The sequence below is a fragment of the Pseudomonas reinekei genome (assembly GCF_001945365.1).
GTDB classification, from domain to species: Bacteria; Pseudomonadota; Gammaproteobacteria; order Pseudomonadales; family Pseudomonadaceae; genus Aquipseudomonas; species Aquipseudomonas reinekei.
In genome coordinates, this window is sequence record NZ_MSTQ01000011.1 from 169194 (window position 1) to 184419 (window position 15226).

A 15226-nucleotide genomic window follows, 5' to 3' on the forward strand; every position below is an offset into this window, starting at 1 on the left:
TCCCTGTGGGGGCTGGCAGCCAGCAGCCACAGGTATCACCGTTGTTGAATAGACGTTCGACATGGCCTAACGTCGGCCCCACCCGCCGTCTCGCAACACAAGGCCAGTCAATGCCGACTAACGGACAAATATCCCTCGAACGAACCATTCCGCCCCTTACGGTGTTGCCGCGTCCACTGTTTGCCCGGGTCGAGAGCCTGAACGCCGGTTCGTGGACCCCGCCCCATCGTCACGATTGGGTGCAGTTTTCCTACGCCATCAGTGGCGTTCTCGGCGTGCACACGGCGGAGGGCAGTTTTTTTGCGCCGCCACAATGGGGGATCTGGATTCCGGCGGATCTTGAGCACCAGGTGGTGACGTCGATGCGCGCCGAGATGCGCAGCCTGTATGTGCGGCGTGAGGATTGCCAGTGGGCGGTCGGGCGTTGCCGAGTGCTGGAAGTGACACCGCTGGCGCGGGAGTTGATCAAGAGTTTCTGTTTGCTGCCGGTGGAATATCCACAGGGCGATAGCCAGGAGGCACGGCTGGTGGGCGTGTTGCTGGATCAACTGGCTGGTTTACCGGAAGTCGGATTTTCCCTGCCGCTGCCCCGCCATGAGCGGTTGTTGGGGCTATGCAACGAGCTGATCGAAAATCCCGAGCGTAACGTGACATTGCAGGCGTGGGCGGAACGTTTGGGTACGTCGGAGAAAACCCTGACGCGGTTGTTTCAGCGGGAAACCGGGTTGAGTTTCCGCGGCTGGCGCCAGCGTGCGCGTCTGTTGTCGTCGTTGAGTTTGCTGGAGGAGGGCGACAGTGTGACCAATGTCGCGCTGGCGTGTGGGTATGACTCGACGTCGGCGTTTATTGCCGCGTTCAAAAGTCTGTTCGGGTTTACCCCGGGAGAATTGTTCCGGCAGTGAGAGCTCCATCGCTGGCAAGCCAACTCCCACAGAGAATGATGTGTGCCGCCTGATTTCGGCTCGACGCATCACCTGTGGGGGCTGGCTTGCCAGCGATTGACCGCGCAGCGGTCTGCCGGTCAGGTGCGGAAGCGGCGCACCAGGCCATCCAGCTCATTGGACAATCCGGCCAGGCTTTGCGAATCCAGCCTCGCCGAGTTCGCCAGTTCCGCCACCAACTGCGCATCGCCATGGATCTGGCTGATGTGCCGGTTGATGTCCTCGGCAACCTGATGTTGCTGTTCCGCCGCCGTTGCAATCTGCGTGTTCATGTCGCGAATCACATCCACCGACTCGCGGATCTGCCCGAAGCTGCTGCGGGCTTCGCCGATGCGTGACACCGACTGTTGCGACACTTCCAGGCTCGCGTGCATTTGCTGCGTCACCTGGCTGGTGCGCTTGGCCAGGTTGCCCAGCAGCCCGTCGATCTCCGCGGTGGAATCAGCTGTGCGTTTGGCCAGTGCCCGCACTTCGTCCGCCACCACCGCAAAGCCACGGCCTTGCTCACCGGCCCGCGCCGCTTCAATGGCCGCGTTCAGCGCCAGCAGGTTGGTCTGTTCGGCGATGGAGCGGATGGTGCCGAGGATCGACTGAATGTCATTGCTGTCGCGCTCGAGCTGTTGCATCGACTGCGCGGACTGTTCGATCTCCTGGCTCAGGCGATCCACGCTGCTCACCGCCGCGTCGATCTGTTGCTGGCCTTCGCGGGCCTGACGCTGGCCGCTGTCCGCGGATTCGGCAGCCTGGCTGCACGAGCGCGCCACTTCGTTGGCGGTGGCGACCATTTCGTGGAACGCCGTGGACACCATGTCGACGGCCTCACGCTGGCGACCGGCGGCTTCAGCCATGTCACTCGATACCTGGGTCGAGCTTTTGGACGTGGCGAGAATCTTCGTCGCGGCACCGCCAATGCTCTGGATCAGGTTGCGAATAGCGGTGAGGAACTGATTGAACCAACTGGCCAGTTGCGCGGTTTCGTCGCTGCCACGGATCTGCAGGTTTTTCGTCAGGTCGCCTTCACCCTGGGCGATGCCCTCCAGGCCATCGGCCACGCTGCGGATCGGACGCACGATGACGCTGGCGAAACTGGCGCCGACCACGGCGAAGATGATGGCCAACACCGCGGCGATGATCGCGATCAACCAGGTCAACTGGGTCGCAGTGCTCATTACGTCGCTTTGCTTGATCAGGCCGATGAAGGTCCAGCCCAGTTGCTCCGACGGCCAGACGTTGGCCATGTAGCGCTCGCCGTTGAGTTCGACCTCAACCAGGCCTTTGCCGGCCTTGGCCAGTTGCGCATACCCTTCGCCGAGGCTGCCCAGGGGCTTGAAGTTGTTTTCCGGTTGCTTCGGGTCGACCAGCACGGTGCCGTTGTTTTCCAGCAGCATCAGGTAACCGGTTTCGCCGAGCTTGATCTGTTTGACCAGTTCGGTGAGCTGTTTGAGCGACACGTCGATACTGACCACGCCGCCGTTGGTGCCCAGCTTGTTGTCGATGGTACGGACGGTGCTGACGTAGGACGTATCGGTTTCAGCCCAGTAATAGGCCTCGGTACGAAACGGCTTGCCCGGTTTGGCCTGGGCCGCCTTGTACCACGGGCGCTGGCGCGGGTCGTAGTTGGCCAGCTTGGCATCGTCCGGCCACGACACGTAGCCGCCGGCGGCGGTGCCGAGAATCGCGTAGGCATAGGACGGGTGAGCGTTGCCCAGGTCCTGAAGGAAACTGAAGAGTTTTTTGTCCGACTCACCTTGAGGAACACTCGCGGCGTTGGCGCTCATGTAGGTCTTGAGGCTGTCGTCGGAGTTGGTGATCAGCGGTTGCTTGGCCAAGTACTCGACGTTCTGGCTGATGCCGTCGAAAAACAGTTGCATGGCATTGCTGACCTGACGGATTTCACGACCGCTGCTGTCGACGAATCCGTCCTTGGCATCACTGCGCAAGTTCAGCACAACGAGGGTGGCGACCAGCACCACGGGCAAGCAGGCGATGATTGCAAACGCCCAGGTCAACTTCTGTTTGATGTTCATCCGCGCTCCAGATTTTCTTGTAGGCCCACGCAGTGCAGATGACTCGCGGTTTTTTGGCAGCCGTAAACGTTCTTGGTCAACCCAGGTCCCTGAGTGCGGCATCGCTATTATTGGGGGAGCGATTGTCGGACAAATCACTTTGTCACTCAGGACTTCGGCTGTTGTCGGAGGAAATTGAGCCTTGCCAGGAAAAATCCTTCGAATGCAGGGCGCGTGATGTCAGCTTCTGTCACAAATGCCCTCGCAGGCCTTGCACAACAAGTGGCGCAGCCTCGACTATGATCGTTGGCGCCGGACGAAGGACGTCAGGTTTTTGTGAGGAATCCGGCACATTGTGTGCTTCTTGTTGTTCCTGGCAGTGTTCATAGGTCGGCCCCCCCTCCCACCGGTGAGTGGATTGCCGTATAACGAATGACTTTCGCGTGTTTGGTAATAAAGGACCCACAATAAAAGCTGATGAAGACTCCAAAACGCATTGAACCCCTGATCGAGGACGGTCTGGTCGACGAGGTGCTGCGCCCACTCATGAGTGGTAAAGAAGCAGCTGTTTATGTAGTGCGCTGCGGCAACCAGCTACGTTGCGCGAAGGTCTACAAGGAGGCGAATAAACGCAGTTTCCGTCAGGCGGCCGAGTATCAGGAAGGTCGCAAGGTACGCAACAGTCGTCAGGCCCGGGCCATGGCCAAGGGGTCCAAGTTTGGCCGCAAGGAAACCGAAGACGCCTGGCAGAACGCCGAAGTGGCGGCGCTGTTCCGTCTGGCCAGTGCCGGTGTGCGAGTGCCCAAGCCGTATGACTTCCTCGAAGGCGTGTTGCTCATGGAGCTGGTGGCCGACGAGTACGGCGATGCCGCGCCGCGTTTGAACGACGTGGTGCTGGAACCGGACCAGGCGCGCGAGTATCACGCGTTTCTGATTTCACAGATCGTGCTGATGTTGTGTACCGGTTTGGTGCACGGTGACCTGTCCGAATTCAACGTACTGTTGACGCCGACCGGCCCGGTGATCATCGACTTGCCGCAAGCGGTGGATGCCGCGGGCAACAACCACGCCTTCAGCATGCTGGAGCGGGATGTGGGCAACATGGCGTCGTACTTCGGGCGGTTCGCGCCGGAGTTGAAAAAGACCCGTTATGCCAAGGAAATGTGGGCCTTGTACGAGGCCGGCACCTTGCACCCGGCCAGCGTCCTGACCGGTGAGTTCGACGAACCGGAAGAGTTGGCCGACGTGGGCGGCATCATGCGTGAGATCGAGGCTGCGCGCCTGGATGAAGAACGCAAGCAGGCGGCCCGTGCCGCTGACGATGCGCCCGCCAACAAAACCGAAGAACCGCCGCCGCCCTGGATGCAGTGATCGGCTAAACAAAAACCCGGCTTCGGCCGGGTTTTTCATGAATGCCAATCCCCAACAGGGTGGTTTGTGATCAGGTGCAGCAGCCCGACTCAAGGTTCTTGAGAATCGGACAATCCGGCCGATGATCCCCCTGACAATGCTCAACCAGATCCTGCAACGTATCGCGCAGTTGCCCGAGCTCGCGGATCTTGCGGTTCAGCTCATCGATATGTTGCCGGGCCAGGGCCTTCACATCGGCACTGGCGCGCTGGCGGTCCTGCCAGAGGGTCAGCAGCTTGCCGACTTCTTCCAGCGAAAACCCCAGGTCCCGCGAGCGCTTGATGAAGGCCAGGGTATGCAAGTCGTGATCGCCGTAGATTCGATAACCGCTGTCGGCGCGATTGGCCGCCTTGAGCAAACCGATGGATTCGTAATAACGGATCATCTTCGCGCTCAGGCCGCTGTGACGGGCCGCTTGGCCGATGTTCATCGGTTTTCCTCCAGATCCTCGGGTTTCCAGGTTTTCAACAGTAGCGCATTGCTCACCACGCTGACGCTCGACAAGGCCATCGCCGCGCCGGCCAGTACCGGATTGAGGAAGCCGAACGCAGCCAGCGGAATACCGATCAGGTTATAGACGAACGCCCAGAACAGGTTTTGGCGGATTTTCGCATAGGTCTTGCGACTGATCTCCAGCGCCGCGGGCACCAGACGCGGGTCGCCGCGCATCAGGGTGATGCCGGCGGCGTGCATGGCCACGTCGGTGCCGCCGCCCATGGCGATGCCGATGTCGGCGGCAGCCAGTGCCGGGGCGTCGTTGATGCCGTCGCCGACCATCGCCACCACCCCGGTTCGTTTCAGTGCCGCCACCGTCGCGGCTTTGTCCGCCGGCAACACTTCGGCGTGTACGTCACGGATGCCCAGCGCCTCGGCAACCACTTTGGCACTGCCGCGGTTGTCGCCGGTCAGCAAATGGCTGCTGATGTGCCGTGCGCTCAGTTGCTGCACCGCTTGCAACGCACCGGGCTTGAGCGTGTCGCCGAAGGCAAACAGGCCCAGTACCCGTGGCGCGGGGTTTTGCTCGATGAGCCAGGACAAGGTCCGGCCTTCGGCTTCCCACACGGTGGCGCAATCCGCCAAGGCCCCGACGCTCAGGCCGCTTTCCTCCAGCAGACGCCGGTTGCCCAGCGCCAGTCGCCGTCCGTCAAGGGTGCCGGCAATGCCGCGCCCGGTCAGGGATTGGCTGTCGCTGACGTCGTCTACCTGCAACGCGCGATCAGCGCAGGCGTCCAGGACCGCTTTGGCCAAAGGGTGCTCACTGCCCCGTTGCAGGGCGCCGGCCTGTTGCAGCAAGGTGGCTTCGTCACCGTCGAGCGCACTCAAGTGCGCGATGCGCGGAGTGCCCGAGGTCAGTGTGCCGGTTTTGTCGAACACCACCGAACTGACTTCATGGGCACGCTCCAGCGCTTCGGCGTCCTTGATCAGAATCCCGTAACGCGCCGCCACCCCGGTGCCGGCCATGATTGCCGTAGGTGTGGCCAGACCCAGCGCACAAGGGCAGGCGATCACCAACACCGCAACGGCGTTGATCAGCGCGGTTTCCATCGGAGCGCCATACAGCCACCAGCCGACCAGTGTCGCCAGGGCCAGCAGCAGGACCACGGGTACGAAAACCTGGCTGACTTTATCCACCAGTTTCTGGATGGGCGCTTTCGCGGCTTGAGCGTCCTCCACCAATCGAATGATGCGCGCCAACACGGTTTCAGCGCCAAGTGCCTGGGTGCGCACCAACAATCGGCCTTCACCATTGATCGCGCCGCCGGTCACGTTGTCACCGGGTTGTTTCGGCACCGGCAGGCTTTCTCCGCTGATCAACGCTTCATCGGCGTGGCTCTGGCCTTCGATCACTTCACCGTCCACCGGGAAGCGTTCGCCCGGTTTGACCAGCACCCGATCATTGAGACGCAGAGCGCTGATCGCAACGTCCCGTTCCTGGCCGTCAATCACCTGAATCGCCCGTTCCGGGCGCAGCGCTTCGAGGGCGCGGATGGCGCTGGCGGTCTGGCGCTTGGCACGGCTCTCCAGGTATTTACCGAGCAACACCAAGGCGATGACGACCGCCGAGGCTTCGAAATACAGGTGCGGCATGCGTCCGGCAGCGGTGGCCCACTCGTAGACACTCAAGCCATAACCGGCGCTGGTGCCGAGCGCGACCAGCAAATCCATGTTGCCGGCGCCGGCGCGCACGGCTTTCCACGCGGCCACATAGAACCGCGCGCCGAAGATGAATTGCACCGGAGTGGCCAAGGCAAATTGCGCCCACGCCGGGAGCATCCAGTGCACACCGAACGGTTGCAGCAGCATCGGCAGCACCAATGGCAAGGCGAGGGCAATGGCCGCGAGCAAGGCCCAGAGTTCGCGTTGCAGGCGGGTCTGTTGATTGTCGGTTGGCGGGTGTTCGGCCTCCCGGACGCTGGCGGCGTAGCCGGCCTTGGTCACGGCGGTGATCAAGGTTTGCGGGTCGACCTGCCCGAGCAATTCAAGGTGAGCGCGTTCGTTCGCCAGGTTGACGCTGACGCTCTTCACCCCCGGCACTTTGTTCAGCGCGCGCTCGACGCGGCCGACGCAGGACGCGCAGGTCATGCCTTCGATGCTCAATTCAAGGGTTTGCTGCGGCACGCTGTAACCGGCCCTTGCCACGGCCTCCATCAAGGCCGGCAGGCTATCGGCCGGCGCCTGGACCCGCGCCTGTTCGGTGGCGAGGTTGACGCTGACGGCGCTGGCACCGATGACTTTGCTCAAGGCGCGCTCGACACGGCCAGCGCAACTGGCGCAGGTCATGCCGGCAATCGGCAGATCGAACGTGGTGGAATCGGACATCGGTCGCACTCCCTGTAGTAGATGCCTACAGGATCAACCTTGCCATGTTGGCAAGGTCAAGCGCCATTTTGAAACTCACCGAAAATCCGATTGCAGGAGCGAGCAGGGGGATTTGTGTCAGTAGCCGAGGCCTGCGCGCTTCAGGTACATCCCTTCCTGCGTCATCGCAATCCGGTACTTGAGCACATCGCCCGCCCGGAGCTGGATGTCCTGCGAGCCCGGCGCCAACATGCCCGGGTTGCAGCCCGGCACCTGACCCGGCAGCAGTTTCAGGCGCAGGGACACATTGCCCGGCGGCAAATTGAACGAGGTGCTTTGTTCCTGGAACAGCCGCGCGGCCAACTGGTCCTGGATGTACACGCCGATTTCGCAGCTGGTCGCGACTTCCAGTCGCTCGCGGGAAATGATCAGCACGCCATAGTCCTCCCCGGCGGCACTGGCCGACGGCATGGCGGCGAAAAGGCTGAGGAAGCCAAACAGGCTGAAAACTGACCAGCGCATGGCTGAATCTCCTGAGATCGAGTCATTGATGATCGCAGCTTGGCCGAGCGCGGCGCCGATTGCCAGCCCGGCAGATCACTTCAGAACTTGACCTTGCCATGGTGGCAAGCTCAAGACTGTACTCAACCTCATTCAAGAGCCTCATCAAAGGAGTCTTTCCATGCAAGTGTTCAATGTTGAAGGTATGTCCTGCGGTCACTGCGTCAGAGCCATCACACAGGCCGTTCAGGCCAAAGACCCGGCGGCCAGCGTGCGCGTCGATCTGGCTGCCAGAGAAGTGGGTGTCGAGAGTTCACTGACTGAGCAGCAGGTGATCGAGGCCATTAGCGAAGAGGGCTATGGCGTCAAGCCGGCTTGACCTTTTTGATAGTTAGCGAGCTATCGTAATGTTCAAGGCGTCCATGCGCGGCTAAACTGTCGGGCTGCCGACTATGCTCCTGGATGCCCGATGAACTTCCGTACCATTCTGATTCTTGGCGCGTTGAGCGCTTTCGGTCCGCTGGCGATCGATTTCTACCTGCCGGCGTTCCCGGCCATGGCGCTTGCGTTCGGTACGGACGAAAAACACGTTCAGCTGACATTGGCGGCCTATTTCCTCGGCTTGTCCATCGGTCAGCTGGCCTACGGGCCGGTGGCGGATCGCTTCGGGCGGCGTATTCCGTTGCTGATTGGCGTGGGTCTGTTCACGGCCGCGTCGCTGGCGTGCGTCTATGCGCCGAACCTGGAATGGCTGATCGGTGCCCGTTTCATCCAGGCCTTGGGCGGGTGTGCGGGAATGGTGATTTCCCGGGCGATCGTCAGCGACAAATGCGATGCGGTGGGTTCAGCGAAAGTCTTTTCGCAGCTGATGCTGGTGATGGGCCTGGCGCCGATTCTGGCGCCGATGCTCGGCGGCCTGTTGGTCAACACCACAGGCTGGCAGTCGATTTTTCTGGCGCTGACCGGTTTCAGCGCATTGGCTGGCCTGGCCGTGGCACTCGGCTTGCCGGAAAGCATGCCTGCGCATGTGCCGCGCCAACCGTTGTCGGGGGCGTTGCGTCAGTACGCTCGACTGGTGAAAGAACCGATTTACCTCGGCCACGCGCTGACCGGTGGTATCGCTATTGCCGGGATGTTTTCCTACATCGCCGGTTCACCGTTCGTCTTCATCAAGCTCTACGACGTGCCGGCCGAGCACTTCGGCTGGTTCTTCGGTGCCAATGCGGCGGGTTTCATTCTGGTGGCGCAGGTCAACGCGCGTTTGCTGGCCAAGCGCGGGCCGGCATTCCTGCTGGCGCGTGCCGTGTGGGTTTACCTGGGGGCCGGCCTCGCCCTGCTGGGCGTCAGCGCATTGCACACGGCGCAACTGTGGCCGTTATTGATTCCGCTGTTCGTCTGCATTTCCAGCTTGGGCTGCATCCTTCCCAATGCATCGGCCTGTGCCATGAACGGCCAGGGTGCTCGGGCAGGCAGCGCTTCGGCGATGCTTGGGTGCCTGCAGTTCAGCTTGGCCGCCGGTGCTGCCGCGCTGGTGGGGGGGTTGCACGACGGCAGCGCCATGCCGATGGCCATGGTCATCAGCCTGTGTGCCGTTCTGGTGGTGAGCGTGGCGATGCTCACCCGGCGCTTGCAAAATGCCCGGGCACTGGCGGACGCCCAGGCCTGACGGCGTATCAGCCGGCAGCGCGCTGCGGGTGAGGGACTGGAATTTGGTGAGGGGCCTGAATACGCCCTTCAAGGATGCGCGTGAAGGCCAAGGCTTCGGCTTCGCTACGGAACGTTACGGCATGCTGGTCCAGGCGGACTTGCCACTGGGATTTTGCCAGTTCTTTTATCAGGATCTTCATCGTCGAACGCCTCTTGTAAAAGATGTTTCGTAGAAGCAAGCCTCGCAAGAGATTCGATTGTAGACCCGAATACGATCGCTGATGTGACAAGGGAAAACTGTCGGACTGACGGTGTGTAACAAAAAACATCGCAGGCTGCAGCGCGGCCCGCGATGTTTTTTTCAGGTTTTAAAACCCTTCAAGCACGATCTTGCCCTTGGATTTTCCACTCTCCAGCAGGGCATGTGCACGACGCAGATTCGCCGCATTGATGCGGCCGAAATGCTCGCCAACCGTGGTTTTCAGCGTGCCGGCATCGATCAACTGCGCCACGCGGTTGAGCAAATGGTGCTGCTCTATCATGTCCGCCGTTTCAAACAGCGAGCGGGTGTACATGAACTCCCAGTGCAGCGACAGGCTCTTGCGCTTGAGCTTGGTCACGTCGAGGGATTTGGGGTCATCGATCAGCGCCAGCTTGCCTTGCGGCGCCAATGCCTCGACCAATTGATCCAGGTGATGATCGGTCTGGGTCAGGCTGGCGACGTGGGTGACCTGATCAAGGCCCGCACGTTTGAGTGCTTCGCTCAGCGGCTGGCTGTGGTCGATCACATGATGGGCGCCCAGTTCCTTCACCCAGCTCTGGGTTTGTGGGCGTGAGGCGGTGCCGATCACATTCAGTCCTGTGAGCTGCGTGGCCAATTGCGTGAGGATCGAACCTACGCCACCGGCCGCGCCGACGATCAACAGGCTCTGGCCTTCATCGGTTTTGCCTTCGCGCACTTGCAGGCGCTCGAAGAGCAATTCCCACGCGGTGATCGCGGTCAGCGGCAGGGCAGCCGCTTCGGCGAACCCCAGGGTTTTCGGCATGTGGCCGACAATCCGCTCATCGACAACATGCAGTTCGCTGTTGCCGCCAGCGCGGGCAATGGACCCGGCGTAGAACACGTTGTCGCCGGCCTTGAACAGCGTCACTTCGCTGCCGACCGCCTTGACCACTCCGGCCACATCCCAGCCCAGCACCTTGGCTGCGCCGCCTTCGGGCTGGACGTTCTGACGGACCTTGGTGTCCACCGGATTGACCGAAATGGCTTTGACCTCCACCAACAGATCCCGCGGCCCGGCGACCGGCTCAGGCAGTTCGATGTCTTGCAGGGATTTTTCGTCGCTGATCGGCAGGGACGCGTAATAGGCGATGGCTTTCATGTAGGGCTCCGCAACAGTTATAGAAGAAGGAATCAGGCGATGGAACGCAGGCGCGTGAGTTCGAAGTGTTCGAGAAAGTCAGGCGCCTTGGCGCGAAAGTGCTGGATGTGCGCGCTGTCGTCATGGGCTTGCAGGGCTTCGTCGCTGCTCCACTGTTCGATCATGTAGAAGGCCAGCGGGTTGGCCAGGTCCTGATGCAGGTCATATTGCCCGCAACCGGCTTCGGCTCGGGTCGGTTCCACCAGTGCCCGCAGGTGTTGCTCAAGGGCATCCTGTTGACCAGGCTTGGCGATGAGGGTGGCGATAGCGGTAAAGGGCTGGGACATCTGCGACTCCGGGGAGGGTGATTTCGATGAGCAGATGATTGGCTATTTCTCATGAAGATAAAACCCGTTAAAAGAGCAGTCTCTTTCAATTTTTTTTTGATAATCGGGTGTCGGGATGCTGCGTTTCGATGACTTGCAGTTGTTTGTTCGGGCGGCGGACCTTGGCAGTCTGTCGGCCGCCGCGCGGGGGATGGACATGTCGGCGGCGGTGGCCAGTGCGGCTTTGAAACGCATCGAACAGCAACTTGGCGCCCGCTTGCTCGCCCGCTCGACCCGCAGCCTGCGCCTGACCGCTGAAGGTGAAGGCTTTCTCGAATACGCCCGTGCGGCCCTGAGCAACCTCGACGAGGGCCGGCGTTTGTTGGCCAGCGGTCAGGATCAGGTCAGTGGCGTGTTGCAGCTTTCGGCGCCGTCGGACTTCGGTCGCAACCTGTTGCTGCCGTGGCTGGACGAGTTTCAGCGCGAGCACCCGAAACTCACCGTGCGCTTGCTGCTGGGCGACCGCATCGCCGATCTGTTTCGGCAACCGGTGGACATCGCCCTGCGTTATGGCGAGCCGGAGGACTCCAGCCTGGTGGCGCTGCCCATCGCCGCGCAAAACCGCCGCGTGCTGTGTGCCGCGCCGGGTTACCTCGCCCGGCATGGCGAGCCGCGGCAGCTGGAGCAATTGGCGCAGCACAATTGCCTGCTGTTCATGCTGGGCAGCCGCGTTCACGACCATTGGAGTTTTCACGACGGCAAGCGGGAGGTCAGCCTGACCGTCAGCGGCGACCGATTCAGCGACGACGCCGATGTCGTGCGGCTATGGGCGGTGGCGGGGGCGGGCATCGCCTACAAGTCGTGGCTGGATGTGGCGGGGGATGTGCTCGCCGGTCGTTTGAAAGTACTGATGCCTGAGCTGCTTTGTGAGCGCGCACCGCTGAATCTGTTGTGCGCCCATCGCGCACAATTGAGTAAGCCAGTGAACCTGTTGCGGGAAATGCTTGCCAGCCGATGCGCTCGATTGAGCAGTCATTTTCCCGGTTTGGCGGGTATCGATGATTAGTCGCAGGTAAAAAGCGAAATTTCCCTCAGGAACTATCACCAACAACGGTTTGCGAAGGGCAGGAACCGGCGGTTAACCCGCCTATACTAGCGCTCGCCCGAAATACCCACCGTCGATCGCAATGGCGAGGCCCCGCTGGCGTCGCTCTGGTCCCGTGTGCCTGCGCCTGGCCTCTGCGCCAGACGCCCGGTGATGACATGGGTGAGCAAAGACTTTGCCCGGTTCATGGCGGTTTCTGCGTCTTGGCCGACGACACATTACTGGTCAAGATGTCTCTGAGCAGTAGACGAAACGATTCAACAGGGAGTGAATACATGGAACATGCACCTTGCATCAGCCAGATAGCCACCTTGCTGGCTGACCCAAAGCGCAGCGCAATGATGTGGGCCTTGATGGATGGCTCGGCGCGCCAAACCGAGGAGTTGGCCTTGTTGGCCGGCCTGTCACCGTCTTCGGCCAGTGCACACCTGGGACGTCTGTCCGCCGGGGGGTTATTGAAAGTCGAGTCCCGCGGGCGCAAGCGGTTTTTCCGTCTGTCAGCCCCTGAGGTCGGCGCCGCGATCGAGGCGCTGGCCAGTGCAACGCTGGCCAGTACGCCGCAAGACATTCCAGATGTTTTCAAACGCCCCGCACCCCTGGCCAAACCCCAGGCACTGCGTTCATCCATGTTGCGCGCACGACTGTGCGACGACCATTTGGGCGGTACCCTGGCGGCGGATCTTTATCAGCGTTTGCTGGATGCGGGGTGGATCGAGCAGTTCGATCAGCGAGTGACGATCACCCTCAAGGGCTCCACTGAGCTGGCGACACGTGGCGTCTACATCCAGGCGCTCGCCCATCGTCGAGGCATGGCGGCGTGTGCCTGCCCGGACTGGAGCGAACGACGTCCACACATGGGCGGGGCATTGGGTGCAGCGTTGTTGCAGCTGTTCATGCAGTCAGGCTGGTTGAATCTGCCCAACGATTCGCGGGCCTTGCAGATCACCGCGGCGGGGCAGCGTGAAATCCACCGTTTCGCCGAACAAACCGAACTGGAAATGGCGCTGTAGGGCTTTCTTGACACAAAACCCTGCAGGCGCTGGCATGCCAGTGCCGGCAGGGAAATGTGATGCTTACGGTTTTACCAACCGCGCATCGAGGCTGTTCTGCGCCAGACGCTTGGCCTGATCCTGGGTCATGCCCAGATCGGTATACAGCGCGTGGAAGTTTTCGGTGACATATCCGCCGAAGTACGCCGGGTCATCGGAGTTCACCGTCACCTTCACGCCACGCTCGAGCATGTCGAGAATATTGTGCTGCGACATGTGATCGAACACGCAAAGCTTGGTGTTCGACAGCGGGCACACGGTCAGTGGAATCTGCTCGTCGATGATCCGCTGCATCAGGCGCTCGTCTTCGATGGCGCGCACGCCATGGTCGATGCGCTGGATTTTCAGCAGGTCGAGGGCTTCCCAGATGTACTCGGGCGGGCCTTCTTCGCCGGCGTGGGCGACGGTCAGGAAGCCTTCGTCACGGGCCCGGTCGAACACGCGCTTGAACTTGCTCGGCGGGTGGCCCATCTCGGAACTGTCCAGACCCACGGCGACGAAGGCATCGCGGAATGGCAGCGCCTGGTCGAGGGTTTTCTGCGCTTCGTCTTCGCTCAGGTGGCGCAGGAAGCTCAGGATCAAACCGCTGGTGATGCCCAGTTGCTGCTCGCCATCCTTGAGCGCGGCGGCGATGCCGTTGAGCACCACTTCGAACGGGATACCCCGGTCGGTGTGGGTCTGGGGGTCGAAGAACGGTTCGGTGTGAATCACATTCTGTTGTTTGCAGCGCAGCAGGTAGGCCCAGGTCAGGTCGTAGAAATCCTGGGAGGTGCGCAGCACATCGGCACCCCGGTAATACAGATCGAGGAATTCTTGCAGGTTGTTGAAGGCGTAGGCCTTGCGCAAGGTGTCGACATCGCTCCATGGCAGGGCGATCTTGTTGCGGTCAGCCAGGGCGAACAGCAACTCGGGCTCGAGCGAGCCTTCCAGGTGCAAGTGCAGTTCTGCCTTGGGCAGGGCGTTCAGCCAGTCGTACATAATTCTTTTCTCATCAGGTGCAGATGGCGGACATTCTACAGGTGCTGGTGGAAACAATTGGCAAAACCTGACCAGGCGGTTCACTGCACCGCTTCTTGCTCCCGTCGATAAGCGTAGGTGTCGGCGAAGCGCGACAGCAGAAATTGCGCACAGGTGGTCGTCGGATATTTCGCTGGATGTCGTTCATCCTGGCACCCCGGGAGGCATTCGATACGCGTGTCAGGGTGCGGTTCGGCGAAGAACGGCATCGAATAGCGGTCCACGCCGAGTGGACTGATCACCCGGTGTGGCGTCGAGCGGTAACGGTCGTTGCTCCAGCGCGCCATCATGTCGCCCAGGTTGACCACGAACGTGCCTTCGATCGGCGGCGCATCGATCCACTCGCCTTTGACATTGCGCACTTGCAGGCCCCCGGCGGCATCCTGGTAGAGCAGGGTGATGCAGCCGTAATCGGTATGGGCACCGGCACCTTGTTGTTCTTCAGCGCTGGCGGTGTGGCGCGGCGGGTAGTGAATCATGCGCAACACGCTGACCGGTTCATTGAAGCGTGAATCGAAAAAGTCTCGTTCGATGCCCAGTGCCAGGGTCATTGCCCGCAACAGGGTTTGCGCCAGGGCTTGCATGTCGACGTAATGCTGCTCCATCAGCGTTTCCCAACCGGGCAGTGACGGATGACGGTTCGGCCCGCGCAAGGGTTTTTCCGCCAGCACGTCCGGGTGGTCGGCAGGCAGGTGCAGGCCCATGTCGAAGGTTTCTTTCAGGTCGCTGGGTTTGCTCGGGTCCAGTTGCTCGGTGGCAATGGCGCCGTAACCGCGATGATGGCGGGTCTGGGTAATGTCGATCTTGAGCTTTTCGGCGCCGGGTTGGGCGAAGAAACGCTTGGCACTGTCGAGCAGCGCATCGATGCGTCCGGCGCTGATCGGGTGACCCTTGATGTAGAAAAATCCCCACTCGCGGCAGGCGCGGTCGATTTGTCGCGCCACGGCGGGCCAGGCGGATTGATCGTCGCCGTAGAGCGGGGCGATGTCGATGATGGGAAGGCTGTTCATACACAATCCTTAAAAGCGCAGAGTGTCCCTGCAGGAGCCACCTGCGGCAGCGAC

At 61.3% G+C, this 15226-nt stretch carries 15 protein-coding genes and 1 pseudogene; 6 read left to right on the forward strand and 10 right to left on the reverse strand.

Translation table 11 applies throughout. The features are described from left to right. The first annotated feature begins 110 nt into the window (after positions 1-110). A complete protein-coding gene (locus tag BVK86_RS18990) occupies positions 111-902 on the forward strand; it encodes an AraC family transcriptional regulator (RefSeq protein ID WP_075947862.1) in 792 nt (263 codons plus the stop codon). Between the two features lie 119 nt (positions 903-1021). Here the strand turns inward: BVK86_RS18990 and BVK86_RS30570 are convergent, their stop codons facing one another. Beyond that, the gene (locus tag BVK86_RS30570; RefSeq protein WP_412071308.1) at positions 1022-1789 is read right to left on the reverse strand and encodes a methyl-accepting chemotaxis protein; all 768 of its coding nucleotides are present in this window, start codon (positions 1787-1789) and stop codon (positions 1022-1024) included. 90 nt (positions 1790-1879) lie between these two features. Continuing rightward, positions 1880-3070, reverse strand: a pseudogene (locus tag BVK86_RS30575) (HAMP domain-containing protein); the annotation flags it as partial. 354 nt (positions 3071-3424) lie between these two features. Between BVK86_RS30575 and BVK86_RS19000 the strand changes: the two are divergent. Next, complete coding sequence (locus BVK86_RS19000) at positions 3425-4318, forward strand: PA4780 family RIO1-like protein kinase (RefSeq protein ID WP_075947864.1); 894 nt, start codon at positions 3425-3427, stop codon at positions 4316-4318. A gap of 70 nt (positions 4319-4388) precedes the next feature. Here the strand turns inward: BVK86_RS19000 and cueR are convergent, their stop codons facing one another. From cueR to BVK86_RS19015, 3 genes are all read right to left on the reverse strand, one after another. After that, a complete protein-coding gene (gene cueR / locus BVK86_RS19005) occupies positions 4389-4787 on the reverse strand; it encodes a Cu(I)-responsive transcriptional regulator (protein WP_075947865.1) in 399 nt (132 codons plus the stop codon). Further along, positions 4784-7177, reverse strand: a complete 2394-nt coding sequence (locus tag BVK86_RS19010) for a heavy metal translocating P-type ATPase (protein ID WP_075947866.1) — start codon at positions 7175-7177, stop codon at positions 4784-4786. Before BVK86_RS19010 ends, cueR begins: the two co-directional genes overlap by 4 nt. A 117-nt stretch (positions 7178-7294) precedes the next feature. Next, positions 7295-7678: a hypothetical protein gene (locus BVK86_RS19015; protein WP_075947867.1), complete on the reverse strand. Its 384-nt coding sequence runs from the start codon at positions 7676-7678 to the stop codon at positions 7295-7297. Positions 7679-7838: 160 nt separating this feature from the next. Between BVK86_RS19015 and BVK86_RS19020 the strand changes: the two genes are divergently transcribed. Continuing rightward, positions 7839-8036 (forward strand): heavy-metal-associated domain-containing protein, encoded by a 198-nt coding sequence (locus BVK86_RS19020; protein ID WP_075947868.1) that lies wholly within the window; start codon positions 7839-7841, stop codon positions 8034-8036. A gap of 90 nt (positions 8037-8126) precedes the next feature. Further along, on the forward strand, positions 8127-9323 hold the full coding sequence (locus BVK86_RS19025; protein WP_075947869.1) for a multidrug effflux MFS transporter: 1197 nt from the start codon (positions 8127-8129) through the stop codon (positions 9321-9323). A gap of 7 nt (positions 9324-9330) precedes the next feature. Here the strand turns inward: BVK86_RS19025 and BVK86_RS29825 are convergent, their stop codons facing one another. The 3 genes from BVK86_RS29825 to BVK86_RS19035 all read right to left on the reverse strand — a co-directional run bounded on the left by BVK86_RS29825 (position 9331) and on the right by BVK86_RS19035 (position 11012). Further along, on the reverse strand, positions 9331-9504 hold the full coding sequence (locus BVK86_RS29825; protein WP_167371510.1) for a hypothetical protein: 174 nt from the start codon (positions 9502-9504) through the stop codon (positions 9331-9333). 168 nt (positions 9505-9672) lie between these two features. Then, positions 9673-10686 carry a zinc-binding alcohol dehydrogenase family protein gene (locus BVK86_RS19030; protein WP_075947870.1) on the reverse strand — a complete coding sequence of 338 codons (1014 nt, stop codon included), beginning with the start codon at positions 10684-10686 and terminating at the stop codon, positions 9673-9675. A 32-nt stretch (positions 10687-10718) separates the two neighbouring features. Further along, positions 10719-11012 carry a putative quinol monooxygenase gene (locus BVK86_RS19035; RefSeq protein ID WP_075947871.1) on the reverse strand — a complete coding sequence of 98 codons (294 nt, stop codon included), beginning with the start codon at positions 11010-11012 and terminating at the stop codon, positions 10719-10721. A 115-nt stretch (positions 11013-11127) separates the two neighbouring features. Between BVK86_RS19035 and BVK86_RS19040 the strand changes: the two genes are divergently transcribed. Next, on the forward strand, positions 11128-12057 hold the full coding sequence (locus tag BVK86_RS19040; protein WP_075947872.1) for a LysR family transcriptional regulator: 930 nt from the start codon (positions 11128-11130) through the stop codon (positions 12055-12057). A 314-nt stretch (positions 12058-12371) separates the two neighbouring features. Beyond that, positions 12372-13106: an ArsR/SmtB family transcription factor gene (locus BVK86_RS19045; RefSeq protein WP_075947873.1), complete on the forward strand. Its 735-nt coding sequence runs from the start codon at positions 12372-12374 to the stop codon at positions 13104-13106. A gap of 63 nt (positions 13107-13169) precedes the next feature. Here BVK86_RS19045 and BVK86_RS19050 read toward each other — a convergent pair whose 3' ends face one another. Beyond that, positions 13170-14123: an adenosine deaminase gene (locus tag BVK86_RS19050; RefSeq protein ID WP_075947874.1), complete on the reverse strand. Its 954-nt coding sequence runs from the start codon at positions 14121-14123 to the stop codon at positions 13170-13172. A gap of 80 nt (positions 14124-14203) precedes the next feature. Continuing rightward, on the reverse strand, positions 14204-15172 hold the full coding sequence (locus tag BVK86_RS19055) for a 2-oxoglutarate and iron-dependent oxygenase domain-containing protein (protein WP_075947875.1): 969 nt from the start codon (positions 15170-15172) through the stop codon (positions 14204-14206). Positions 15173-15226: the final 54 nt, after the last annotated feature.